At 64.7% G+C, this 23,723-nt stretch carries 23 protein-coding genes; 17 read left to right on the forward strand and 6 right to left on the reverse strand.

Annotated features, from left to right (window positions below):
- Positions 1–24 precede the first annotated feature (24 nt).
- Positions 25–1,209 carry an acetyl-CoA C-acetyltransferase gene (locus A39O_RS0120675; RefSeq protein ID WP_020506577.1) on the reverse strand — a complete coding sequence of 395 codons (1,185 nt, stop codon included), beginning with the start codon at positions 1,207–1,209 and terminating at the stop codon, positions 25–27.
- A gap of 233 nt (positions 1,210–1,442) precedes the next feature.
- Between A39O_RS0120675 and phaE the strand changes: the two genes are divergently transcribed.
- From phaE to dsrE2, 4 genes are all read left to right on the forward strand, one after another.
- A complete protein-coding gene (phaE, locus tag A39O_RS0120680; protein WP_026199589.1) occupies positions 1,443–2,516 on the forward strand; it encodes a class III poly(R)-hydroxyalkanoic acid synthase subunit PhaE in 1,074 nt (357 codons plus the stop codon).
- Between the two features lie 72 nt (positions 2,517–2,588).
- Entirely contained in the window at positions 2,589–3,662 is a 1,074-nt protein-coding gene (locus A39O_RS0120685) for a class III poly(R)-hydroxyalkanoic acid synthase subunit PhaC (RefSeq protein ID WP_020506579.1), read from the forward strand.
- A 287-nt stretch (positions 3,663–3,949) separates the two neighbouring features.
- Entirely contained in the window at positions 3,950–4,177 is a 228-nt protein-coding gene (locus A39O_RS0120690; RefSeq protein ID WP_020506580.1) for a sulfurtransferase TusA family protein, read from the forward strand.
- A 139-nt stretch (positions 4,178–4,316) separates the two neighbouring features.
- Positions 4,317–4,796 (forward strand): sulfur carrier protein DsrE2, encoded by a 480-nt coding sequence (gene dsrE2, locus A39O_RS0120695; protein WP_020506581.1) that lies wholly within the window; start codon positions 4,317–4,319, stop codon positions 4,794–4,796.
- A 165-nt stretch (positions 4,797–4,961) separates the two neighbouring features.
- Here dsrE2 and A39O_RS0120700 read toward each other — a convergent pair whose 3' ends face one another.
- The gene (locus A39O_RS0120700) at positions 4,962–6,251 is read right to left on the reverse strand and encodes an OmpP1/FadL family transporter (protein ID WP_020506582.1); all 1,290 of its coding nucleotides are present in this window, start codon (positions 6,249–6,251) and stop codon (positions 4,962–4,964) included.
- A 401-nt stretch (positions 6,252–6,652) separates the two neighbouring features.
- Here A39O_RS0120700 and A39O_RS0120705 point away from each other — a divergent pair, with 401 nt between their 5' ends.
- The 11 genes from A39O_RS0120705 (at position 6,653) to A39O_RS0120755 (ending at position 16,270) form a co-directional block, all read left to right on the forward strand.
- Positions 6,653–7,558: a selenium metabolism-associated LysR family transcriptional regulator gene (locus A39O_RS0120705; protein WP_020506583.1), complete on the forward strand. Its 906-nt coding sequence runs from the start codon at positions 6,653–6,655 to the stop codon at positions 7,556–7,558.
- Positions 7,559–7,590: 32 nt separating this feature from the next.
- Entirely contained in the window at positions 7,591–8,031 is a 441-nt protein-coding gene (locus A39O_RS34425) for a hypothetical protein (RefSeq protein ID WP_020506584.1), read from the forward strand.
- Between the two features lie 111 nt (positions 8,032–8,142).
- Positions 8,143–8,502, forward strand: a complete 360-nt coding sequence (locus A39O_RS0120715; protein WP_020506585.1) for a hypothetical protein — start codon at positions 8,143–8,145, stop codon at positions 8,500–8,502.
- Positions 8,493–9,278, forward strand: coding sequence for a hypothetical protein (locus A39O_RS0120720; RefSeq protein ID WP_020506586.1), 786 nt, complete (start codon positions 8,493–8,495; stop codon positions 9,276–9,278). The genes A39O_RS0120715 and A39O_RS0120720 overlap by 10 nt, the downstream gene beginning before the upstream one ends.
- Complete coding sequence (locus A39O_RS0120725) at positions 9,278–11,095, forward strand: V-type ATP synthase subunit I (protein ID WP_020506587.1); 1,818 nt, start codon at positions 9,278–9,280, stop codon at positions 11,093–11,095. The genes A39O_RS0120720 and A39O_RS0120725 overlap by 1 nt, the downstream gene beginning before the upstream one ends.
- Before the next feature lie 59 nt (positions 11,096–11,154).
- Entirely contained in the window at positions 11,155–11,511 is a 357-nt protein-coding gene (locus A39O_RS0120730) for an ATP synthase subunit C (protein ID WP_020506588.1), read from the forward strand.
- Positions 11,512–11,522: 11 nt separating this feature from the next.
- Entirely contained in the window at positions 11,523–11,831 is a 309-nt protein-coding gene (locus tag A39O_RS0120735; protein WP_020506589.1) for a V-type ATP synthase subunit F, read from the forward strand.
- Positions 11,828–12,460 (forward strand): hypothetical protein, encoded by a 633-nt coding sequence (locus A39O_RS0120740; protein ID WP_020506590.1) that lies wholly within the window; start codon positions 11,828–11,830, stop codon positions 12,458–12,460. The genes A39O_RS0120735 and A39O_RS0120740 overlap by 4 nt, the downstream gene beginning before the upstream one ends.
- Complete coding sequence (locus tag A39O_RS0120745; protein ID WP_020506591.1) at positions 12,457–14,244, forward strand: V-type ATP synthase subunit A; 1,788 nt, start codon at positions 12,457–12,459, stop codon at positions 14,242–14,244. The genes A39O_RS0120740 and A39O_RS0120745 overlap by 4 nt, the downstream gene beginning before the upstream one ends.
- Positions 14,229–15,629, forward strand: coding sequence for a V-type ATP synthase subunit B (locus A39O_RS0120750; protein ID WP_020506592.1), 1,401 nt, complete (start codon positions 14,229–14,231; stop codon positions 15,627–15,629). The genes A39O_RS0120745 and A39O_RS0120750 overlap by 16 nt, the downstream gene beginning before the upstream one ends.
- Positions 15,630–15,661: 32 nt before the next feature.
- Positions 15,662–16,270 carry a V-type ATP synthase subunit D gene (locus tag A39O_RS0120755; RefSeq protein WP_020506593.1) on the forward strand — a complete coding sequence of 203 codons (609 nt, stop codon included), beginning with the start codon at positions 15,662–15,664 and terminating at the stop codon, positions 16,268–16,270.
- Positions 16,271–16,771: 501 nt separating this feature from the next.
- On the opposite strand, the gene A39O_RS0120760 is transcribed toward A39O_RS0120755, so the two are convergent.
- The 4 genes from A39O_RS0120760 to A39O_RS0120775 form a co-directional block, all read right to left on the reverse strand.
- Positions 16,772–17,578: a DnaJ domain-containing protein gene (locus A39O_RS0120760; protein ID WP_020506594.1), complete on the reverse strand. Its 807-nt coding sequence runs from the start codon at positions 17,576–17,578 to the stop codon at positions 16,772–16,774.
- A gap of 4 nt (positions 17,579–17,582) precedes the next feature.
- The gene (locus A39O_RS0120765) at positions 17,583–18,299 is read right to left on the reverse strand and encodes a hypothetical protein (protein WP_020506595.1); all 717 of its coding nucleotides are present in this window, start codon (positions 18,297–18,299) and stop codon (positions 17,583–17,585) included.
- A gap of 313 nt (positions 18,300–18,612) precedes the next feature.
- The gene (locus A39O_RS0120770; RefSeq protein ID WP_020506596.1) at positions 18,613–19,218 is read right to left on the reverse strand and encodes a D-sedoheptulose-7-phosphate isomerase; all 606 of its coding nucleotides are present in this window, start codon (positions 19,216–19,218) and stop codon (positions 18,613–18,615) included.
- A gap of 13 nt (positions 19,219–19,231) precedes the next feature.
- A complete protein-coding gene (locus A39O_RS0120775) occupies positions 19,232–20,149 on the reverse strand; it encodes a YkgJ family cysteine cluster protein (protein ID WP_020506597.1) in 918 nt (305 codons plus the stop codon).
- A 428-nt stretch (positions 20,150–20,577) separates the two neighbouring features.
- On the opposite strand from A39O_RS0120775, the gene A39O_RS0120780 reads away from it, so the two are divergent.
- Together A39O_RS0120780 and A39O_RS36905 are read left to right on the forward strand one after the other, a co-directional pair.
- A complete protein-coding gene (locus tag A39O_RS0120780; protein WP_085954711.1) occupies positions 20,578–21,237 on the forward strand; it encodes a hypothetical protein in 660 nt (219 codons plus the stop codon).
- A 351-nt stretch (positions 21,238–21,588) separates the two neighbouring features.
- Positions 21,589–23,679 carry a pentapeptide repeat-containing protein gene (locus tag A39O_RS36905; protein WP_020506599.1) on the forward strand — a complete coding sequence of 697 codons (2,091 nt, stop codon included), beginning with the start codon at positions 21,589–21,591 and terminating at the stop codon, positions 23,677–23,679.
- The last annotated feature ends 44 nt before the right edge of the window (positions 23,680–23,723 follow it).

Here is a 23,723-nt window from a genome sequence, read left to right on the forward strand (position 1 = left end):
GTCGCGGCCAGGGTCGCCCAAGTGCTAGTCGCGCTCAACCGCCAGCGCGACACCCTGACCACCGCCGATACACAGGGTCGCCAGGCCCTTCTTGGCATCGCGCTTCTGCATCTCATGCAGGAGGGTCACCAGCACCCGGGCGCCGGAAGCGCCGATCGGGTGGCCCAGGGAGATGGCGCCGCCGTTCACGTTCACCTTACTCTGGTCCCAGCCGATCTCCTGGTTGACCGACATCGCCTGGGCGGCAAAAGCCTCGTTGGCTTCGACCAGGTCCAGGTCAGCGGGCGTCCATCCAGCCTTCTCCAAACACTTGGTGGTGGCGGGGATCGGGCCGGTGCCCATGATCGCCGGGTCCACGCCCGCGGAGGCGAAGGCGACCAGGCGCGCCAGCGGCTTGAGACCCAATTCCTTGGCCTTGGACGCGGTCATGACCATGACCATGGCAGCGCCGTCGTTGATGCCGGAGGCATTGCCCGCGGTCACGGTACCCGCCTTGTCGAAGGCCGGCCTGAGCTTGGCCAGGGACTCGGCAGTGGTGCCGGGACGCGGAAATTCGTCCTGGGCGACGACCAGCGGATCCCCCTTGCGCTGGGGGATACTGACCGGGACGATCTCATCGACAAAGCGGCCGGCCTTGATCGCGGCCTCGGCTTTCTGCTGCGAACCGGCGGCAAAAGCGTCCTGGGCTTCGCGGCTGAACGCGTATTTCTTGGCGATGTTTTCAGCGGTGACGCCCATGTGAATCTGGTTGAAGGCGTCCCACAACCCGTCAACGATCATGGTGTCCACCATCATCCAGTCGCCCATCCGCTGGCCGTCGCGGGAGCGCGGCAGGATGTGGGCCGACTGACTCATGCTCTCCTGGCCGCCGGCGATAACGATCTGCGCATCCCCGCAGGCAATCGCCTGCATCGCCAGTTGCACCGCTTTCAACCCGCTGCCGCAAACCTTGTTGATCGTCATGGCCGGGACCTGGTGGGGCAGGCCGGCTTTGATGGCGGTCTGGCGCGCCGGGTTCTGACCGACTCCCGCGGTCAGCACCTGACCCAGGATGACCTCATCGACTTGGTCAGGGGCAACGCCGGTCTGGTCCAGCAAAGCCTTGAGTACGGTTGCGCCAAGCTCGCTCGCCGTGAGGGTGGAAAGGCTGCCGCCGAAGCTGCCGACCGCGGTCCGTGCCGCCGCGACGATGACGATGTTCTCGCTCATTGGTGTGGTCTGCCCTGTGGCTGGTTAGAATGGTATGGTCTGACTGCGGAGGACCACGCGAGGCGGCGACGCGCGCCCGTGCACCCGCCGACGGTCAAGGCAGCGGCGAAGCGGTCTATGACGGGGTTCGAATGCCCCTTGAGTCCTCCTAGTCGTGCATCATAGCGGAGATTGTTGCAGTGCACAAATTTCCGTGTTAGCGTTCCGGAACTTACACCAGAGGAGGTTACAACGTGAACAACGATAGCTTTTTTTCCAACGATTGGATGGAGACCCAGCGCAAGTACTGGGAGAACTGGATGGCGATGAGCCGCAAGGCCATGGGCGTCGCGGGCGGAAGCCCGACCGCTCCCTGGGAGGCAGCCCTGGATCACTGGTGGAAGGCGCTCTCGCCGGCCGCCCCGGACGCCTCCAAGCAGTTCATGGAGCGGATGATGGATCAGGGCAAGGCCTTCTTCAAGATGGCCGAGACCTTCCTGCCGGGCGCCAACGGGGGCGTCGACGGCTGGTCCGCCTTCACCAAGACCCTGGAAGACATGCAGAAAGGCTTCCGCGGCTCGGTGGATGATGGCGGCAACACCCTGCATCGCCTGATGGCCTTCTGGGAACTGCCGTATGACAACTGGCAGCGCATGGTCTCCTCCATGTCGCCGGTGCCCGGTGATTTCCTGCGCAACATGCCTCACGGGGACATGCAGGGGAGCGTGGATCGACTCCTGTCGGCCCCCGGACTCGGCTACCACCGCGAGGAACAGGCCCAATACCAGGCGCTGATGCGCTGTTCCATCGACTATCAGAAAGCCCTTCAGGACTATCTGGCCTTCAACTCCAAGCTCGGGTTGAAAGCGGTGGAGCGCATGCGCAGCTACATGCAGGACCTGATCCAAAGCGGCAAGACCATCGACTCGGCCCGCGCCATCTATGACAACTGGGTCGGCTGCTGCGAGGCCGTCTACGCGGAAGAGGTGAGCACACCGCACTACGCCGAGCTGCACGGCAAGCTCGTCAACACCCAGATGGCGTTGAAGCACCGCATGGCCGTCATGGTCGACGAGAACCTGGGCGCCATGAACATGCCCACGCGCACCGAGATCCGGACGCTGCAGGACCGCCTCCAGGAGACCCGCCGCGAGAACAAGCGGATGCGCCGTGACCTGCACGCCCTGCAGCAACAGGTCCAGACACTGCTCGGCGGCGAAGCGCCCAAGGGGTTGGTGACGGGGCTGCGGACCGCGCTGATCGAAGGGCCGGACAGCAAGAAGAGCACGGCAGCCAAGCCCGTCGCGGCCAAGCCCGCCATCAAGTAGCACATGCCGGATTCCAGTCCCCAGCCGCACCGGGGACCTCAGGCAGAACCCATCAAACGAGGAGAGAACCAAGTGATTCCAATCGACATCCGGCCGGACAAACTGGCCGAAGAAATGCTGGACTACACCCGCAAGCTTGGCCAGGGCATGGAGAACCTGCTGAACGCGGACAAGATCGACACGGGCGTCAGCCCCAAGCACCCGGTCTACAAGGAAGACAAGCTGGTGCTGTATCGCTACGACACCCCCGAGGGCATCACGCCCAAGCCGGTGCCGCTCCTGATCGTCTACGCCCTGGTCAACCGGCCCTACATGGCCGACATCCAGGAGGATCGCTCGACCATCAAGGGCCTGCTGGCCACCGGCCAGGATGTCTATCTGATCGACTGGGGCTATCCGGACGGGGCCGATCGGTCCTTGACCCTGGACGACTATATCAACGGCTACATCGACAACTGCGTCGACTTCATCCGCGAGTCGCATGGGCTTGACGCCATCAACATCCTGGGTATCTGCCAGGGCGGCGCCTTCAGCCTCATGTACACCTCCATGCATCAGGAGAAGGTCAAGAATCTGGTGACCATGGTAACCCCGGTCGATTTCGAGGCCCCGGGCAACCTGCTTGCCAGTTGGACGCGTGCCATGGATATCGACCTGGCCGTGGATACCATGGGCAACGTCCCCGGCGAGTTGCTCAACTGGACCTTCCTGTCCCTGAAGCCGTTCAGCCTCACCGGCCAGAAATACGTCAACATGGTCGATTTGCTGGACGACCCGGACAAGGTCAAGAACTTCCTGCGGATGGAGAAATGGATCTTCGACAGCCCCGACCAGGCGGGCGAGACCTTCCGGCAATTTGCCAAGGACTTCTTTCAGAAGAACGGCTTCATCAACGGCGGCGTGGTCCTGGGCGACCGCGAGGTGAACCTCAAGGATTTGACCTGCCCGATCCTCAACATCTACGCCCTGCAAGACCATCTGGTTCCGCCGGATGCCTCGCGCGCCCTCAAAACACTGACCTCGAGCAGTGACTATTCCGAACTCGCCTTCCCCGGCGGGCACATCGGTATCTACGTCAGCGGCAAGGCCCAGAAGGAGGTCACCCCCTCCATCGGCAAGTGGCTCAACGAGCGCTCAGCGGCCTGATCGGTCAGTGACTGACCAGCCCGCGCGGCCCCTTGGGCCGCGCGGGTTTTATTTCGCGTGAGCCCGCCGCGGGACAGCGCGGCTACGTCGGCGCGCTCCCGACACGAGTGGCGAATTCTCCCGATCGCGGAGGTTTGAGCGCAATTCGCCACCAGTGCCCGTTCCCCAGGGTATCGAACGTTGGCCGTCCGGCCGCCTCTTCCTTGCCTTTTGTCCAGCTTTCGCTTAAAAATACGTGCTCTAGTGTTTTCACATATTCTAAAACAGCGAAACTCCGGAGGTTCCCCATGGCCCATGATCAAGAACTCGACGCCAGCGGTCTGAACTGCCCCCTGCCCATCCTGCGCGCGAAGAAAACCCTGAATGCGATGACCCCGGGTCAGGTCTTACACGTTATCGCCACCGACCCCGGCTCGGTCAAGGACTTCGACGCCTTTGCCAAGCAGACCGGCAACGATCTGATCGAATCCAAAGAAGAAGGCGGCAAATTCCACTTCCTGATCAAGAAGTGCTGAGCCTCGCCACTCGGCCCACGATGACCATCGGCTTGCCGCGGTCTTGACAGCGGTTCCGATCAAACCAAGCTGAACGTCTCCAGTCGGCGACCACTTTCCGGTCAGCGACTGAACATACAACAATTTTCCGGAGGAACCGATGGCTCAGAAAAAGCTCGCCATCATCGCTACCAAGGGCTCGCTCGATTGGGCCTATCCCCCTTTCATCCTGGCCTCGACCGCCGCCGCGCTGGACTACGAGGTGCAGATCTTTTTCACCTTCTACGGACTGCAACTGCTCAAGAAGAAGCTGGACCTGCAGGTCACGCCCCTGGGTAATCCCGGAATGCCCATGCCCGGCGGCATGGAGAAGTTCATGCCGGTCATCGTCACGGCCCTGCCGTTCATGCAGGGTGTCATGACGAGCATGATGAAGGCCAAAATGAAGAAGAAGGGCGTCGCCAGCATCGAACAACTGCGCGAACTCTGCCAGGAGGCCGAGGTCAAGCTGATCGCCTGCCAGATGACCGTGGACCTGTTCGACATGGACTCGACCCAGTTCATCGACGGAATCGAGTACGCCGGGGCCGCGGCCTTTTTCGAATTTGCCGGCCAGAGCGACATCTGTCTCTACATCTGACCGGGCGCCCCGCAGGCCGATAATCGCCTGCGGGGGGCCGGGCGGGCGGCTCATCCTGGTAAAAGATTTCCCGCCAATCGCATTAAACCGCGCCGGCTCCAGCAATCGGCGCGTCTGCCGGGGCCGATCTCATCCATAAACATCGCATACCGCGCTAGGCGCGGTTTAGAAGGTCTTGACCAGCTCGATCCCGATGATGTTTGCATCCATCTCGTATTCGCCGTCGAGCGCCGAGGTCCCGTTGACCTCGCCGCCCGTATAAGGCGTCGCCGCGACCACAGTCCGATTTTCGCCCAGGACATAAGCATAACTCGCCTCGACCGAAAACCCGTTGCCGAGTTCCTGCGCGATGCCGATACCGAAAAGCTGGCGATCGCTGTCCGGGACCCTAGCACTGAAGTGATCGTCACTCTGACCGGTCTCGTCATAGGCATAGCCGACGCGCAACTGAGTCTGCGGCTGCACCTGCCAGGTCAGACCCAAACGGTAGGCGTTGGAGTTGCTCCAGGCATTGGTATCCGCAAAAATCAGGGTACCGGTGCGATTGCCGGTGATCTCCAGGCGGTCGAACTCCTCCCAACCGGTATAGCTCCAATCGAACTCGGCCGCGATCGTATCGGTGAACGCATAGCGCGCCCCGAGTTGCAGACGCCAGGGCAGGTTCAGGTCCACACTGGCACGCTGCCCCTGCTGCAGCCGCCCCGCCGCGACCAGCGCCATGTTGCTCGGCGTGTAGTTACCCTCGATGTCCAGGGTAGCGGCAGAACGATAGGTCAGGCCCAGTGACAAAGCGTTGATACGGTACATGACACCCAGGTTGAAACCGAGCCCATAGCCGCTGCCTTCCATCTGTCCCAGATTGGAGTCCAGTTGCGCGGTCTGAGCCGAGTAGATATCCAGGCCGAGGGCCAGACTCAGCGAGTCGTTGACCCGATAGGCCGCGGTCGGCACCAGGTCCAGGATTTCCAGTTTGCTGGCAGTGGGGTGATTGCCGGTCGGGACAGTGCCGAGCCCTGGGACAGTGCGCGATTGGCTCAGCGCCGGGAAGGTCCCATAAGCCCAGCGCGTCTCCAGACCGTAGGGCGCGTTCAGCCCGACCCCCACCCGCCACTGGTCGTTGAGCTTGATGGCCGCCTGCAACAGGGGTGCGCCGACCCATTCGGCCCCTTCACTGTCGTGGGTGCCGGTGGCGTTGGTCACCGAGAAGGACGGTCCGATCATCAAGGCGCCCAGCGCGAGACTGGATTTGTCCTGGAACCCCATGGCCGCCGCGTTGTAGGGAATCGCGCCGACCTCCGAGGGGTTGGCAACCATCGCGTTGGCCGTACCGATACCCGCGGTCGACGCCTCGGGTAACAGAAAGCCGGACGCCTGAGCACCGCCATGGGCACCAAAGGTGCCGATGACTGCGGCGACCAGGACGATCGCGACTGAACCTGCGGTTTTTTCGTACATGAGAGATCCCCCTGAAACAAGATTGCCTGTTGCAAATTCGGTTCGATCGCCCTGTCCAGCGCCCCACTCCGGCCTCTGCCGGCCACCGCGAGTTGTGCGGTTGCGACCAGGCGAGCAGCCCTGGGAGAAGCCTGCCAAGCCCTTGCGTTCAAGAAGAAATACCATGTAAATCCGTCTATTCGCGACGATTGACGACCGCCTGGAACTGTAGGCCAAGCGACGGCCGATTTCCACCACTTGTTGCAACAAAATTGCAGTTGTGCGAAAGCAACGTCTGCCGGATCTGTATCAACAGCTCCGGAAATACGACAATGCCGTTGAAATTACGGTGAAACTCACCAAACATCAGATTTGTGTGATATAAGCGCTTTTTATTGATGCATTCACCGAGATCGACCCGGATGGCGGACCGCAGACTCCAGGTATTCCACACCGTCGCGCGACTCCTGAGCTTTACCAAGGCCGCGGAGAGCCTGCACATGACCCAGCCGGCGGTCACCTTTCAGGTCCGCCAGTTGGAGGAGCACTTCAATACCCGGTTGTTCGACCGCACCCACAACCGGATCAGCCTGACGGATGCCGGCCGTCAGGTCTTCTCCTACGCGGATCGGATCTTCGAGCTCTATGCCGAAATGGAGAACGCGGTGCGCGCGATCACCGGCGAGATCAGCGGAGCGCTCACCATCGGTGCCAGCACCACCATCGCCGAGTACATGCTCCCCACCCTGCTCGGCGACTTCAAGGAGCGTTATCCGGACGTCACCATTCACCTCAAGGTGTCCAACAGCGAGGGTATTGTCTCCATGGTCGAGAACAACACCATCGATCTGGGCGTGGTGGAGGCGCCGGTCAGCAACAAGAACCTGGTGGTGGAAAACTGCAAGCGTGATCAACTGGTTGCCATCCTGCCCCCGGGGCATGCCCTGGCCGGAGCGGAACAACTCACCTTCGCCCGCCTCCTGGAGTACCCCTTCATCTGCCGCGAGGAGGGCTCGGGCACACGCGAGGTGATCAGCGACTACCTGGGGCAGTTGCCCGCGTGCCATGCCGTCCTCAAAATCGCCATGGAACTTGGCAGCCCCGAGGCCGTGAAGGGTGCGGTAGAGGCCGGGATGGGAGTGTCGGTCGTATCGCGGGCGACCATCCAGAAAGAGTTGCGGCTCGGTACCCTGGTGGCGGTGAATCTGGACCCGCCCCTGGATCGACCCTTTTCATTCGTGCACCAAAAGCAAAAGTTTCGCCTGCGGGTGATGGAGGAACTCCTGGAGTTTGCCCGCGCTTACTGCCGCTCCCGCGCTGAGCCTTGAGCGGCCGGGACGATACCCTTAGAGTGATCGCCATGAATGACCATCGCGCCCTGCGACATGGCAGTGACAGCCACGAGCCCCGCCTGACGCAACTGTTCCGCTCCCTGGGCGAAGACGATCGGCGCACCCTGCTGGCCTTTGCCGAGTTCCTCGCCGCGGGTCGGCAACCGGCCGCCGCGCCGGCCCCGCCCGTTGTACCCACACCGCTACCGCGACCGGAACAGGAGACGGTCATCGCCGCCATCCGCCGCCTCTCCCGCACCTATACCATGCTCGATCGCGGCCCCATGCTCAACGAAACCTCGGCCTTGATGTCCGCTCATGTGCTCCAGGGCCGGGACGCGGCGGTCGTCATCGATGACCTGGAAGCGCTGTTCTTACGTCATTTTACGGACTACCGCGCGCGTCTGCAGGCCGCATCCGGGGACGAGGGTCGCACCGGTACCGACACGCCGGCCGCGGGACCTGACTGACCGCCGGCAGCAAGCGGCGCCGCCCGATCCGCGCTGGAGCGTCTACACTAAGGTTTGCCAGAGCATCCGGGGCGATACGGTCACTCGGTCGTTGTGTTCGTTATTCGGCGTATGAGTAAACTGACCAAACTCGGCGACACCGACCGCATCGATGCGGCTTTCAACCGCGTCCTCGCGGCGGAGGCGCAGGCCCGCGCGCAGGTCGAGGCCTGTCGGCACCAGGCCGCCGCGCTCATCGCTGCCGCCGAGGAACAGGCCAGGTCAATCGTTGAGCGCACGGATCGACGGCTGCGCCTGGTCCATACCATCGCCGATGCGCGCGTGGCTCAGGCGCTGCACGCCTTGTTGCCCGCGGACGCGCCGGCGGCCCAGGACGCCGATCAGGAGACCGCCCCCGGTCTTGACGCGGCGATCGAAATCCTGGTCGATGAAGCCCTCAGCCGGCCGGCGCGAGCCCCCCGATGTACCTGAACCAAGACTTCAGCTACTGCCAGGCGCGGCTCCAGGCACGCTATGCCAATCTGCCCGACGCGGCGGAGTGGCAACGCCTGGCCGGTGTGCGCACCCTCGCCGCGTTCCTCGAAGAGGCCCGACGCGGCCCCCTGCGGCCCTGGGTCAAGCGGCTCTCCGCCACCAGTGACGCCCTGGTCCTGGAGCGGGGTCTGCGCACGCTGGCCGCCGAACTGGCGGACGAGGCAGCGCGCTGGGTCCCCCGGCCCTGGCGGGCGACAGTCGCCTGGACAGCCTGGCTGCCCTATCTGCCCGTGTTCGAACACCTGGCCGACACGGCGCAGCCCAAGCGCCACGCGGATTGGGCAAGCGCGGATCCGCGCCTGCGCGCCCTGGTCAGTGACGCGGGGGAGCCGGACCCGGACGCACTGGAACGGGCTGGACTCCGGATGCTGCGCGACGCGCCGCGACCCGACCAGATCCCGGCCCGGTGGGCGGACGAGTGGCGGAACCGCTGGCCGCCCGCTCGACAGGGTTGGACGCGCGACCTGGAGGCGTTCACCGCCCGCCTGGTGGCCCACCTCAGCGCCTTTCGGCACGCGGACCCCGCCGACGCCTGGAACCTGCGCCAGGCGCTGCGCGAACGCCTGCGGCTCCAGTTTCATCAGTCCATGCTGGCCCCGGTCACCGTGCACATCTATCTGGCCCTGATCCTGCTCGACCTGGAACGGCTGCGCGCCGAGTTGTTGCGTCGCGCCCTGTTCACTCCCTCACCTGACACGGGGCAGGGCCACTGATGCTGCGCTGCGCCTCTACCCGCTGGTTCGAGGTCCTGTGCCCGCGTGCCGAGAGTGTCGCCGCGGTCGCCGCCCTGGCCGCGACCGGTGCCGTGGAACTCGAAATACGGGCCTATGAGGCCTTCCCGATCCAGCATCTCGCCGCCCCGCTGGGCGCCTATCAAAGCCTTCTGATCCGCTATGGGCGCTACTGGGCGCGCGGGCGCCTGCACCGGCAGGCGCTGGCGGAATCGCCCGCGTTGGTCCTGCAGCGGGCGTTGCTGCGGATCGACGCCTGGCGGCGGGAGGCCGACCCGCTGATCGATACCCTGCAATCCTGCGAAGAAGAGCTGACCCGACTCCAGCGGTTGGCCCAGGTGCTCGAGCGCATCGCCCCATCACGGCTGGATCTCGATGCCGTGACCCACGGCGGTCCGGTACTCGGGACCTGTTGCTGCATCCTGCCGCCCGAGGCCGACCCCCGATTCCCCCCCTGGATGATCCCCCGCGGTATCCCCTGGGAGGGCGGCCTGTGTTTCTTGATCCTGAGTCCCGCCGACCGGCTCGATGACGTCAAGCACCTGGTCCAGGCGCTCAGAGGCCGCATCATCGAGCACCCGCCCTGGCTCCAGGGAGACACCCGCCACTGTCTGGACTTGATCGGGCAGCGACGCCTCGCCCTGTCGACCCGGGTGGTGCTGCTCTACGCCGAACTGGACAACCTGTTCGAGGATTATGACCTCGACCACGTGCTCGGCGAGGTCGGCGGACTCGCCTGGTTCGCCACCCATGTCGGCGGACTGCAACTGGCGGGAGAGCACCTGGTCTGGGTCACCGGGTGGACTGACGATCTGCGCGGTCACCGGCTCGCCGACGCACTCGATCACGCCCGCACGCACGCCCTGCTGCGCTTCCGCCCGCCGCCCGCGGGAATGCGCCCGCCCCAGGTCCTGGACAATCCGCCCTGGATGCGCCCATTCGAGTTGTTCGCCCGTGCCTTCGGCGTGCCGGGGAGCGACGAGGCGGACCCCACCCCCGTGGTTGCCGTCATCGTACCCCTGCTGTTCGGCTATATGTTCGGCGACCTCGGACAAGGCGCGGTCTTGCTCGGGCTGGGCTGGTGGTTCGCGCGGCAGGGCCTCGAGCTGGCCCGCATGCTGATCCTGTGCGGGGCCTCGGCGATGGGCTTCGGTCTCCTGTTCGGCAGCCTGTTCGGCATGGAGGACCTCATTCCGGCGCTGTGGCTGCATCCCTTGCAGGAGCCCATCACCGTGCTGGCCGTCCCCCTGGTGTTCGCCGTCGGACTGCTCTCGCTCGGCCAACTGCTCGACGGACTGGGCGCGCTGCGACGCGGCGAACTGGGGCGCTGGCTGCTGCGCGACCTGGGTTTTCTGGTCATGTATCTGGGCCTGGCGAGCCTATCCTTCAGCACCGCGCTCGGCTGGCTCGCCCCGGTCGGGGCGGCCTGGTATCTGCTCGGCGCGTTGCTGGTGCAGCGTAACCTGATCGGCGCCCTGGCCGCGATCGGCCACCTGCTGGAATCAGGCATACAGGTTATGGTCAATACACTCTCATTCGCCCGGGTCGGGGCCTTCGCCCTGGCCCACGCGGCCTTGTCCGCGGCCGTCGTGTCCATGGCGCAGCCGGCACCCGGGTGGGCCGCCGCCCTGATTCTGATTGCGGGCAATCTCCTGATCATCGCGCTCGAAGGCCTGGTGGTCGGGGTCCAGACGACCCGGCTGGTCCTGTTCGAGTTTTTCAACCGTTTCCTGCGCGGCACCGGCCGGGTCTTCAAGCCCCTGCCGGCACCGCCGCCGGTGGTGGAAGCGGTCGGCTGAAAGGTGAACAATGCTTGCTGAGGCGTATCGCGGCCTTGCTGACTGTGGGGAGTTGCATCATGAATCGTCGCATCCTGCTCGTCGCCCTGATGGTGTTGGGAGCGGCCTTGCTGGCCGGGGTCGGAAGCCTGCTCCTCTGGCAGGCCCCGGCACTGGCCGCGGGGACGGCGGCCGGCGCCGCGACCGCCATCGATCCCGGCGTCTTGCGCTGGGGTTACATGGCGGCGGCACTGGTCACCGGTCTCTCGGCCCTGGGGGCCGCCTACGCGGTCGCCAGCGTGGGCGCCGCAGCCATCGGGGCACTGGCCGAGAAGCCTGAACTCTTCGGCCGGGTCCTGATCCTGGTCGGCCTGGCCGAGGGGATCGCGATCTATGGCATCATCATTTCAGTGCTGATCCTCAACCGGCTGCGCTGAGTCAGCGGACGATGACGCTCTGTGCCTTCATGGGTGACGACCTCAGCGCGCTGGGGTTCCGACTCGCCGGGGTGGACTGCCATTGCCCCGACCCGACGCGGCCCGACACGGAGCTTGCGGCACTGTTTCGCCGTCTGCGCGGGGAGGTCGCCTTGTTGCTCATCACCGCCGAAATCGCCGCGCGCCTGCCCGCGGACCTGTTGCGCCGGGCCGAGGTGGCCGAACGCCCGCTGATCCTGGTCATCCCCGATGTCCGGCAGCGGGTCGCCGCCCCCGACCGCGCGGCAGCAATGCGCCACCAACTGGGGATGAGCGAATGAACCTGGACGAGCGTGAGGCGGGGCTCATCGCGCTGATCAATGTCTATCGGGACGACGCCTGCCGCACCCTGCTGGAGGCCGCCCGCGCTGAAGCCGGTGCCGTGGTGGGCCGCGCCTACCGGGCGGAGCGTGATCGCCTGCATACCCGCATCGTCGCGGAGCGCGCCGGCGCACGGGCGCGGATCCACGCCGCCCGCGCCGAGCATGACACCCGGGCGCGGACCGGCGACGAGCGCGCCACGACCCGACTGCTGACCAGCGCCTGGCCGCGCCTGCGGCAACGCCTCGCGGCGCGTTGGGCGGCACCGGACACGCGCCGGGACTGGGCGGTCAGCGCCCTCGATCAAGCCCGCCGGGTGCTGCCGGACGGGCTCTGGACCATCCGCCATGCCCCCGGCTGGAGCGCCGCCGAATGGCAACCCCTGGCCGCGGCCCTGGCCGAAGAACGCACGGCCGAGCCGCGCTTCATCGCGGATGGCGCCCTGACGGCGGGTCTCACCATCGCGAGCGGCGGGGCGCTGCTCGACGTCAGCCTGGAGGGCCTGCTCAAAGATCGCGCCCGCCTCGAGGCGCGGTTGTTGGCGCTCCTGACCCTGGAGCCCGCTGCGGGTGAGAGGATCGCCCGGTGAGCACGGCCATCACGACGGCGATCACCGGCTCGGTCCTGCGCGCCCGCCCGGACGGCAGCTTCCGCCTGCGCGAGGCGGTGCAGGTCGGTGAGCGGCGCCTCCTGGGCGAGGTGATCCGCATCGCCCTGGACAGCATCACCGTCCAAATCTACGAGGACACCAGCGGACTGCGTCCCGGCGTCACGGTGGCGGGCACCGGACGGCTGCTCTCCATCCGCGTCGGTCCCGCCTGTCTGGGCCGCATCTTCGACGGGCTGCTGCGTCCCATCGGCGACCCGCGGGACCCCTATGTCACCCCCGGCCTGCAAGACGAAGCCGAGGCCCAGCGCTTTCATTTCTCGCCCGACGTACAGGTCGGCGCTCAATTGACGCCAGGCGCCGCCATCGGCTCGATCGGCAATGGCGGCGGCCGGGCCAGCGCGCTGCAACTGCGCTGCCTGGTGCCGCCGGATCTGCCGCCGGGCCAGGTGGCCGAGATCGCCGAGGCCGGCCGCTACCGGCACGACGAGCCGGTGTGCCGGCTGCGCGCCGCGGACGGCACCCTGCACGCCATCGCCATGAGCCACGAGTGGGCGGTGCGCCAGCCCCGGCCGGTCGCCGAGCGCCTGGCCCGCGACGAGCCGATGCTCACCGGTCAGCGCCTCATCGACTGCCTGTTCCCGATCGCGCGCGGCGGCACCGGCGCCATCCCCGGCGGCTTCGGCACCGGCAAGACCATTCTGCTGGAGACCATCGCCAAGTGGTGCAACGCGGACGTCATCGTCTACGTCGGCTGCGGGGAGCGCGGTAACGAACTGGCCGGGATGCTCGCCGAATTCACCGCGCTCGAGGATCCGCGCAGCGACCGGCCGCTCATGGAGCGCACCGTCATCATCGCCAACACCAGCAACATGCCGGTGTCGGCGCGCGAGGCGAGCATCTACACGGGCATCACGGTGGCCGAATACTTCCGCGACCAGGGACTCAACGTCACCCTGATGGCGGACTCCACCAGCCGCTGGGCCGAGGCTCTGCGGGAGGTCTCGGGCCGACTCGGCGAACTTCCCGGCGAGGCCGGGTATCCGGCCTATCTCAGCAGCCGGCTGGCCGCCTTCTACGAGCGCGCGGCACGGGTGCGGACCCTGGGCGGCGCGCCCGGCTCGGTGACCGTCCTGGGCGCGGTCAGCCCGCCCTCCGGCGACTTCTCCGAACCCGTCACCACCCACACCAAACGCTATGTGAGTTGTCTGTGGGGGCTCGACGCACGCCGTGCCCAGGCCCGTTTCTATCCGGCCATTCATCCCCTGCAATCCTACAGCGTGGTGGCCGGCGAACTGGCGCGCTGGTGGCACCGCGAGGGCTGCACTCGCTGGGAGGAATTGCGCCGCCGGTTTCTCACCCTGCTGGAGGAAGAGGCCAAACTCGAGCGGATGGCCCGCATCATCGGCCGCGACGCCATGCCCGCCCGGCAGCGTCTGGTGCTGCTCTGTGCCCGGCTCGTCAACGAGTGCTTTCTGCGCCAGTCCGCCTTCTCCGAGAACGACCGTTACGCCTCGCCCGCCCGCCAGGCAGTGATGATGCGGCTCATCGGCACCTTCATCGAATCGGCGGAGCGGCTGCTGGAGACCGGCGTCCCACCCGAGTCGATCGCCGCCGAACCCATCTTCCGCGCGCTCATGCGCATGGGCGAGGAGATCCCCGAGGGCGATTGGGAACGCTTCTCCGCCCTGGAACAGGATCTCGCCGCCACCGTACGGCGCCTGACCAATGGCCTGAACCAGGAACAACGATGTACGCCAGACTGATCGGTGAAGCGATCGCCCAACGGGCCGCGGGGCCGCTGCTGTTCCTGCGCCGCAGCGTCGATGTCGGTCTGAATGAGGCGGTGGAGGTCGAAGGGGCCGACGGCGCCGTCCGACTCGGGCGGATCGCCGCGCTGGACGAGGACACGGTCACCATCGAACTGCTGGACGATACCGCCGGCCTGGCGCTGGCCGGCACCCGGGTGCGCTTTCTTGGCGAGGCGCTGCACTTTCCGGTCGGACCGGGGCTCCTGGGGCGGGTCTTCAACGGGGTCGGCAAGCCCCTGGACGGCGGGCCGCCACTCGCCGCCCGCCAGTCCTATCGGGTCGACGGACTCCCCATCAAACCATCGGCCCGCGCGGCCCCCTGCGAGTTCCTGGAAACCGGCTTCACGGCCATCGATCTGATGAACAGCCTGGTACGCGGCCAGAAGCTGCCGCTCTTTTCCGGCGGCGGCCTGCCCCACGACCGCATTGCCGTCGACATCGCCTGCAATGCCCGGCTGCCGGGCCGGGCTGGAGCGGACGCCGCCGGCGCGCGGGATTTCGCGGTCTGCTTTGCCGGCATCGGCATCCCGCATGACAGTGCCGAGTTCTTCCGCAATGAGATGGAAAAAAGCGGGGCACTGGCGCGAACCGTGCTCTTTCTGAATCTGGCGAGCGATTCCAGTGCCCAGCGCCTGCTGACACCGCGCTATGCGCTCACGGCCGCCGAATACCTGGCCTTCACCGAGGGCAAACACGTCCTGGTCATCCTCACCGACCTGACCAATTACTGCGAGGCCCTGCGCGAGGTCTCGGCCAGCCGCGGCGAGGTTCCGAGCCGCAAGGGCTATCCCGGCTACATGTACTCGGACCTGGCGACGCTGTATGAGCGCGCCGGCCGGATCCACGGCCGGCCGGGGTCGGTCACCCAGATGCCGATCCTGACCATGCCCAACGACGATATCACCCACCCGATCCCGGACCTGACCGGCTATATCACCGAGGGCCAGATCGTCCTGGATCCTGAGTTACATCGGCGCAACATCTACCCGCCGATCCGGCTGCTGCCAAGCCTGTCGCGCCTGATGAAGGACGGGACCGGCAAAGGACTGACCCACGCCGATCACCCGGCCCTGGCCGCCCAACTCTATGCCTCCTACAGCCAGGCCCAGCAAACCCGGCTGCTGGCCAGTGTCGTGGGCGACGACGGGCTCTCCGCCACGGACCGCAAGTTTCTTGCCTTCGGCGACGATTTTGAGCAAAACGTCGTTCATCAGGGCACCGCGGCACGCACCCTGGAAGAGAGCATGGCCACCGGCTGGGCGGCGCTGCGCGGCCTGCCGGAGAGCGAACTCCACCGCTTGAGCGACCAGCAAATCCGCGCGCATTGCGTGCCCGGATGATACATCCACGCCTGCATCGCACCTGAACGCACATGGCTGACCCTGATGTCACTCCCACCCAGAGCGCCTTCCTGGCACTCAAGGACGAGCGTCAGGGGATGCAGGAGGGGTATCACTTCCTGGACGAGAAGCGCTACATCCTGGCCGCCGAATGCCTGGCTGAACTGGCCCGGTATGAGGCCGCGCTCACCGCTTTCAGCCGGGATTACCAAGACGCGGTCAGCGCCTTGCGCGAGGCGGTCGCCCGTCACGGCGTCGAGGGCCTGCGTCTGTATCCGGCGGCAGCAGCCATCGCCGGCGCGCTGCACCTGCAGCCGCGCTCGGTGCTGGGAGTCACCCTGTACGACCTGAACTGTGCTCTGGACCCGCCGGAGCCGCCCGCGGAGACCCCGCTCGCGAGTCCCGAGGCCCGGCACTGCCGCGCGCTGTTTCGCGCTCTGCTGCCGCGTGCCGCCGCCCTGGCGGCCGCGGCCGCCAACCTCGAGCGCCTGCGCGCCGATTATGCCCGCACCGCACGCCGCGCCCGTGCCCTGGAAGAGGTCTTGCTGCCCGAGATCGACGACACCCTGCGGCGGCTCGAAGGCGCGCTGGAAGAGCTGGAGCGCGAGGAGTCGGTCCGCGCCCGGCGGATCGGGCAGTGACTCAGGACTCTTTGGGACAATTCACTAATCAGCGAAACAAGTCCTTTCGGGAACGCTTTTGGGGTCTCGGTCGTTGTCGTAATCGGATTCCGATTCGGATAAGCGATTGCGTAGTCATGTAATCTGTAGGCGGTCTTGATCATTGTTCCGGCCGACATACGGGCATCCCGCACTGGAGGTCGAGGCTTTAGCCGGACGAGGGCCAGTCGTCGACCGGCTAACGACCATGGAAGGAGCATCAGCCGCCCCGGACGATGAATGGCCCCCCGTGGGAGCGGCGTCTCGCCGCGATGCGGTGCCGCGGTAACCGCGAACGCTGCGGCTGCGCGCCGGGCCCCGTCGCGGCGGGACGCCGCTCCCACGGAGTCACTGCGCGACTTTCACGGTAAAGCCTCTACCTCCGGTTTTTTTGTGCGGCCGGAACGGTGATCAAGGCCCTCGCGGGGATCATGCAACCGAACTCGATTACGACAACGACAACGATCTTATTCGTTGTTTCACTTATTTCTGACTCGTCACTTTCTTCAGCAGCACCTGTTTGGCCTCATTGATCTTGGCCGCCAGATAATCGGACCCGCCCCGGTCCGGATGCAGCTTCTGCATCAACCGGCGATGGGCGTCCCGAATGGCGGTCGCATCGGCCGCGGCATCGATCCCCAGAATCGCCAGGGCCTCCGCCTCGTTCATCGGTCCCCCGCCGGGGCTGCCGCCGCTGACGCCGACACCCGGACCCGGGTCCCGGTCGCGCCACTCGGCGCCCCGCTCCCGGTCCAGATAGGCCTCCAGCACGGCGGCCGATTGCGCATCGGCCTCCCGATAAAGCTCCAGCATCCGCAGCAGTTCATCGAGCCCCAAATCCTTGAGCCGTCGACCCACGAAGGGACCCTCCAGCACCTCCCCGTCCATGGCCCCGCTGGCGTGATCCAGGTTCATCACCAGGAACCGCGTGCGGATCGACGAGATCCCGGCCGCACCACCACCGGTGCCGGCGGTCGCGGCCCCCCCGCCAAAGGTCCCGCCGGCGCCCGGCAACCCTACACCCAACGCACGCAACAACCGTTGCAGGGCCGGCAACATCTGGACCAGATGCAGGAGCCGCATCGTGGTGGGAACCAGGGCGGCGAAGGCGGCGAAGATCGGGTTCAACCGCCCGGTGACCACCGCCAGCACCAGCACCCCGATCAGGGTCCAGAGTCCGACTTTACGCAGCACCCGGGCGACGCGCGCCGGCGGCGTACTGCGGAACCACCGCAGGAACCAGAAGACCCCCAGCAGCAGCAGCGCAACGATCAGGACGCGCAGGATCACGCCCTCAGCCTCCCTTGCCCCGGCCGCTGACCTGATGCGTCAGCGCCAGCACCGCCCCGCCGCGCGCCTGACCGTAGCGCGCGAGCGCCTTGTGCCCGCCCGCCGCGTAGACGGCAACCGCCCCCAGGAGATCGCGCAACAACCCGGGGCTGTTGGCGTCGAACGGGCACCAGGCACCGCCGCTCAGCCGCGCGATCTCCCGGAAGCTGGGCTCCGCCATGGGGTCCCGGCCTTCCTGGAACACGAACGCCGGCACGTGCAGCAACCCGAGCCGTCCGGCCAGATCCGCCAGCCGCTCCCGGTCCTCCTCCATACAATCACCCACGAAGACCAGTGCATTGACCCGCCCGCGCCCGGCTTGCGCAATCGCGTGATCCAGGACCCGCCCGATTTGGGTCAGCCCGGCCGCACAAAACACCCGATTCATGCGCTGCAGGAGCAGATCCGATTCCCCGATCCAGTCGGATGACTCGAACTCCTGGAAGCCCCGATAGAAACAGAGCTGGACCTCGAGTCCGCCCAGCGCGCGGGTGTCGGCGAACATGGCCGATTGGATGCGCGCCGCCTGATCCCAGGTGGGCTCGCGGCTCGCGGTGGCGTCCATGGCGAAGATCAGGCGCCCGCGGCCGCCCGTCGGCCCCACCCGCGGGGTGGCCGCCACCTGCTGGAGGAAGTCATTCACCGCACCGGTGCTGTCGAGGTCTTTGCGATCGGAAGTCATGGGGCGATGGTCGCTGGTGATTCTGGAATCCGCGGATGGAGACAAATGAATAGGGACGTTTTTACAGATTTCTTGCCCCCTCGTGGGAGCGGCCTCCGGCCGCGACGGGGCCTCGCGATGAACGCCTACATGCGAGTACCCCCGAGACTCCATCGCGGCCCCAGGCCGCTCCCACAGGGTTGCCGCGCACCTTTGCCGAACCCCTGATAGAGCCTTCACACCTGCGATCCAGACCGAGCTTTGGTGTAGGGGCGGGTTTGAAACCCGCCCCTACGTCCGGTTATCACGGTCGTCGGCTCATCAGTGGCGGACCTCAACTGGCCAGGGCCTCTACCGCCTCGCACAGAAAGTGCCCGAGCATCAGATGGACCTCCTGGATACGCGGCGTCTCGCCGGACGGAACAGCCAGGACGATATCCGCGATCCCGGTCAGGTCACGACCGCGCTCACCGGTGATCAGGACGCGCAGGCAGCCGCGTTCCGCGGCCGTCTCCAGGACGCGCAGGATGTTGGGCGAACGCCCGCTGGTGCTGAGCGCCCAGAGCACATCGCCCGGCCGGGCCAGCGCGGCGAGTTGGCGGGCGAAGACCTCGGCAAAGGAGAAGTCGTTGGCCACCGCGCTGGTCGCACTGGTGTCGAAGCCCAGGGCGATGGCCGGCAGCGGCCGCCGGGTCTTGTTCAGGAAGGGGCCGATCAACTCGCCGCTGAGGTGCGTCGCCTCGCCCGCGCTGCCGCCATTGCCGCAGATGAAAATCGTGCCCCCGGCCTGGATGGCGCGCGCCGTCCTGGCGGCAGCGTCCACCGTGGCGGCAAGCAGCGGCGCGTCCGCCCGCACCTGCTCCAGCAGGGCGGCGGTCGCCGCCAGCCGTTGGGTGAGGAGCCGTTGAAGGTCCGGTGTCTCGCTCATGGCATCGCTCATGCCGTCGCTCCGGTCAGTTGTCGCCGCACTGCGTCTCACACCCGTCACCGGCATATTTCTTGTCCTCGTCCGCCAGCCGCCGCTCGATCTCCGCCTGCTTGCGCGCATCCCAGACGTCCCGGCGCTGCTCCACCCGTTGCTCCCAGGCGTTGGCGACCTCTTCCAGCGTGCGTTCGCCGAACAGCACCTGACGCAGCAAGCGGAAACCGAACGCGAGCAGGGCCTCGTCGTCCTGCTCGATCGCGGTGTAGAAGGCGTCGGGCAACACATAGGTGCGCCGGAAGCCCGCGGACAGGACGAACTTGCGGAAGTTGTCGACGTCGTAAGAGGCCATGAAAAAGAGCTGGAGGCTGGTCTGCGGCGGCTTCCCCACCGTGGGTCCGGCGGACTTCTTCTTGAGCAGCAGTTGGTACCACTCCCGGTTGTGATCGTCGTACTCGGCGCAACCCTGCTCAGTCCGGTAGTCGCCGATGCTGACTTCCCGATCCTCGGCGTGCCCCTTGCAATGGTCCTCCTTGACCAGTGAGTAGCGCTCCTCGGACTCCGCCGAGCCCTTCTCTCGCAGCGCCAGCAGCGCCACCGGATAGTAACGGCATACCGTCGGGCGGTCGGTGTAAACCCCGCAGCCCGCGTCACCATCGAGTTGTAAACAAGTGCCGTTATCCTGTGTCTTGAGCTTGACGCCGGGGAGCCCGTCCCCGTCCATCTGGAAGGGGACCGAGTAGTCGCGCAGAAACTCGGTGGACGTGAGCCCCAGCCGCCGCTTCAGGCGCAGAATATCGTAGGGGGCCAGGGTCACATCCGCCTGCTTGCAGCAGGCGTTGAAACACGAAATCCCGGGGTAACAGCGGAACGGGATCCGCGTGTCCGCGGTCAGCGCGGCCGGGATCGTCGGGCTCTTGAACGGGATGTCGAACGTGGTATCGGTCATGGCGGGCTCCAGTCGGGCGGCATAGCCACCAGTATGAAGAGGAGAGGGGGCGGTCCGCAAATGAACGCACGGCGACATGGCGTGCCGAAGCGGCGCCGACACACCGTCGACCCGCGCGGGAACCGGTGAAGTTGGACGCCTGTTTGCTGCCGCACAGACCGCCGCAACCCTTCTTGTTGTAATGAGACTAACCGTGCGAACGTTAGGTCTCTATACTTGATATCGCGGCGGCCTGCCGTGGTGCCTGTCCGGCACGCCCACTGCCCGCAAATTGCTATTAGGAACAACGCGCAACATATCGCTGAGATCATCTGCCCTGACGGTCACGTGCCCGCTGGTGGCGCGATTCCGAGCCTTGGTCGTCCTGTGCCCTGGCTGATCCGACCGTCGGTCTCTACCCAACCACAGGTCGATTTGGAGAAACACTCGTGTCCGAAACCCTAGTCCCCGAAAAAGCCCACAAGCCGGCAAGCGCGCAGCGCAGATCCGATCATTCAATGCCTTTTATCCTGGCGGCCTTCCCGCTACTGGTGTTGTTTGCCGCTGCCGTTCTGCTGTTTTGGCTGAGCGAATCGAAGATGGAAGGCGCCTTCCGTTACTGGGAGATCTTTATCCCGATCGTCGCGGTCGTGTCGCTGGTCTCCGGCTGGAGCCAGGCCTATCTCGCCGGCAACTCCAGGATCTGGTACGTGGTGAAGCAGGCGGTGCATTGGGGCGCTTTGATCGCACTGCTCTATGTCCTGAACACCCATGGCATCCGCGCGCTGATGAATGCGCAGCAGTACACCGCGGTGCTGATCTATTTGCTGGCGTTCGGCACCGTGCTGGCCGCCCTGCACATGGACCTCAAGCTGCTGGTTTTTGGACTGTTCCTGGCCTTCTGTGCCTACGTGATCGCAGTTCCCACGGCGAATCCGGCGCTGGCGCTGGTCGGCGACATCTTCCACATCGCCGATGCGCAAACCAATCCCACGACGGCGAGCCTGTGGGTCGCCGGCATCGGCTTCGTTGCAAGCCTGTTCGTGCTGGTCATGATGCGCGCCGCGATGATGAGCAAGCGCGCGTCTGCGGCGCGCAACGCCGCCTGATCGGACACGGGTCTGCGCCGCCAGGGATGGCGGCCCCGGCTGGCCCGCCGCGGCCGGTAATCCGGTCGGGTCGGCCGCGGTCGCTTGCTGTGCTGTTACGCGACCTACGGCCGGAACGACGATCAAGGTCATCCTCCGCAACCTTTGACTTTTCGCAAAGCCGCACCGTGACCCACATCACAATCGACAACTTGCACGCATTCTATAAATTCACTACTTGAAGTCCTAAGCGACGATTCAGGGGGAGAGACGCTTGGGTCCGACAGTTTGTCTCCGGTCTTGCGCAGGTCAAGGCAACACCAGGATGACCAACAATAATAACGTTTGCTAAGCGTGCAGGAGTTATGAAAAATGACAAAGCAAAGTCTTTTCAGTATCGGTCTCGGTCTCGGTCTGTCAGTGCTGGTCGGTGGTCTGAGTGTCGCCGACACCCAAAATACGTATCGCCCTGATTTTGACGAAGCCGACTCAAGTGGGTGCACCCTCGCACCTTATGCAGATTGCACCGGCGCTGACTTGCACGGTGCCAATCTTGTCGGTCTTGACCTGACCGGAATCATCCTGAAAGGAGCGATCCTGATTGATGCGAACTTGACGGATGCGAACCTCAGGGGCGCTGATCTCACTGATGCGCAGCTCAACGGCGCTGATTGGTCCAATACGACATGCCCAAATGGCACGGTGATGACCGGAATCCCCTGCGGACTGGGCATCGCGGCCTCCGAGTCGGGCTTTTCATTCGTTGAGTCGATTCATTATTCTTTTCGCTCCTTCTGGGTCGATTACTTCAATAAAACCGGAACGACGCCGGCGATGATCTGGTATTCATTTCATCCGGCCGAATACGAGGGAGATGATCCGTCGCAAACGCCCATCTTCGTTATGCTCAATGGCGGACCGGGTGGAGCGACGAGTGCCAATCTCTTCGCGAATAATACTGCTCCCTACACGGTCACCACCAACGAAAAACCCATAACGGACCGCCCCGGCTATCAACTGAACGAGCATCGGTGGACCAGACTCGGCCATCTACTCTATATCGATCCGCCATTGACTGGATTCTCCTATAACATCGGTCCGAGCGCCATCAATTCCGAGAATCTAAATACGAGTAAGGATGCACGATATGGGGAGCTTCTCGGACGCGGCAACTTCAACCCCTTTATTGACGCAGCGCAGGTCTTGCGCGTCGTACTGCGCTTTCTCGATAACCATGAAGAACTGCAGGGTAACCCCGTTGTTTTAGTCGGCGAAAGCTATGGCGGGATACGCGTCTCGACGATGCTCAATTTGTTGTTGTTCAGTGATCGCTATAATCTGGGTGCAAAGTACGATGACGATCTCAATAATTTTTATCGCGATGCTCCCCTTGTTGAAGCCATCAAAGCGCATTTCCGGGCTCTCGGTAAGCCGGTCGAGCCGCTGCGCAGTGAGACGGTCGCTGCCCAATTTGGCCGTCAGGTTCTTATTCAGCCGCAGCTGACCCCCTTCCAAATAAGCGAACAGGCCGAGATCTACTGGAAGAAACCATCGATTATCGATAAGGCTGCCGAATCGGTGCGCAAGACATTCGATCGCAAATTTTGGGATAAAGCGTGTAAGAAAGATTTATGGCGTACATCCAAGTGTGTCACTCTATCTGTGCTGCCGTTCTTGGAGCTGGACCGCTATAATTGGAATAGGAATCTCCACTGGACTGATGATCTCGAAGCCAATGCCAGCAAACAATTACACCAGCTCGGAAAGCTGAATGCTGTCTTGGGTGTCGACATCAACACGCTCGCGGATATCAAGCCGCTGCGGCGTGTCGCCCTAGGCCCTGATCAGACGGCGTACAAAGTATTTGACCTACCGATTATTTTTGGCAGTGAAGATCAATCCGCGGCAAGGAGTTTATTGCCCGGAATCATTGCTTCGCAGGAATACATCGAAGATCAGGTCGCGTCGTTTCCATACGAAGGATCGCTTGAACAGAAATTCGGCGAACTTGGCGAGTTCGACCGCTACTTCATGGCCTGGAACGCCGAGGTCTACAACGGCTTCTGGCTTGGGCAAGCGTTGTTCCCAACATTGCCGTTGTCTCCAGATCTGAACACCACCTACGGAGACTTCTTCCTTGAAAACGCGCTGCTGGTAGAGACCTTTCTGACGGATGCCTATTTCGATCTCGTGCTCTTTTCCGAGGCCTTGCCCGAAGCGCTGAATAAATACCATAGGGGCTTTGTATCCAAGGTCGTTAGACAGTCAACACCCGGGGACTCCTCACTGGGGCAGTTCACCATCTATTACAATAGAGACTACGGCAACAAAAAGGTGAACCTCTACTACCCACACTACGGAAAATCCGGGCACGCGGTGGCTTCGTCTCAACCCAGGGAACTGCGTAATGACATCGCCCGTTGGTTGGCCTGCTCAGCGAATAAGACCTGTTATAGCAAATAGCGCAGTGCAAAAGGACCGCGGGCCTTGTCACGGTTCCGGCCACG

Source organism: Lamprocystis purpurea DSM 4197, from assembly GCF_000379525.1.
In the GTDB taxonomy this organism is placed as follows: domain Bacteria; phylum Pseudomonadota; class Gammaproteobacteria; order Chromatiales; family Chromatiaceae; genus Thiodictyon; species Thiodictyon purpureum.

Excerpts from the sequence above, each read along its gene's own strand:
- A39O_RS0120675 (WP_020506577.1), bottom strand. The coding sequence starts at position 1,209 with ATGAGCGAGAACATCGTCATCGTCGCGGCGGCACGGACCGCGGTCGGC.
- A39O_RS0120735 (WP_020506589.1), top strand. The coding sequence starts at position 11,523 with ATGACGCTCTGTGCCTTCATGGGTGACGACCTCAGCGCGCTGGGGTTC.
- A39O_RS0120755 (WP_020506593.1), top strand. The coding sequence starts at position 15,662 with ATGGCTGACCCTGATGTCACTCCCACCCAGAGCGCCTTCCTGGCACTC.
- A39O_RS0120740 (WP_020506590.1), top strand. The coding sequence starts at position 11,828 with ATGAACCTGGACGAGCGTGAGGCGGGGCTCATCGCGCTGATCAATGTC.
- A39O_RS0120715 (WP_020506585.1), top strand. The coding sequence starts at position 8,143 with ATGAGTAAACTGACCAAACTCGGCGACACCGACCGCATCGATGCGGCT.
- A39O_RS0120725 (WP_020506587.1), top strand. The coding sequence starts at position 9,278 with ATGCTGCGCTGCGCCTCTACCCGCTGGTTCGAGGTCCTGTGCCCGCGT.
- A39O_RS36905 (WP_020506599.1), top strand. The coding sequence starts at position 21,589 with ATGACAAAGCAAAGTCTTTTCAGTATCGGTCTCGGTCTCGGTCTGTCA.
- A39O_RS34425 (WP_020506584.1), top strand. The coding sequence starts at position 7,591 with ATGAATGACCATCGCGCCCTGCGACATGGCAGTGACAGCCACGAGCCC.
- A39O_RS0120775 (WP_020506597.1), bottom strand. The coding sequence starts at position 20,149 with ATGACCGATACCACGTTCGACATCCCGTTCAAGAGCCCGACGATCCCG.
- A39O_RS0120705 (WP_020506583.1), top strand. The coding sequence starts at position 6,653 with ATGGCGGACCGCAGACTCCAGGTATTCCACACCGTCGCGCGACTCCTG.
- A39O_RS0120770 (WP_020506596.1), bottom strand. The coding sequence starts at position 19,218 with ATGAGCGATGCCATGAGCGAGACACCGGACCTTCAACGGCTCCTCACC.
- A39O_RS0120750 (WP_020506592.1), top strand. The coding sequence starts at position 14,229 with ATGTACGCCAGACTGATCGGTGAAGCGATCGCCCAACGGGCCGCGGGG.
- A39O_RS0120700 (WP_020506582.1), bottom strand. The coding sequence starts at position 6,251 with ATGTACGAAAAAACCGCAGGTTCAGTCGCGATCGTCCTGGTCGCCGCA.
- A39O_RS0120720 (WP_020506586.1), top strand. The coding sequence starts at position 8,493 with ATGTACCTGAACCAAGACTTCAGCTACTGCCAGGCGCGGCTCCAGGCA.
- A39O_RS0120765 (WP_020506595.1), bottom strand. The coding sequence starts at position 18,299 with ATGACTTCCGATCGCAAAGACCTCGACAGCACCGGTGCGGTGAATGAC.
- dsrE2 (WP_020506581.1), top strand. The coding sequence starts at position 4,317 with ATGGCTCAGAAAAAGCTCGCCATCATCGCTACCAAGGGCTCGCTCGAT.
- A39O_RS0120730 (WP_020506588.1), top strand. The coding sequence starts at position 11,155 with ATGAATCGTCGCATCCTGCTCGTCGCCCTGATGGTGTTGGGAGCGGCC.
- A39O_RS0120690 (WP_020506580.1), top strand. The coding sequence starts at position 3,950 with ATGGCCCATGATCAAGAACTCGACGCCAGCGGTCTGAACTGCCCCCTG.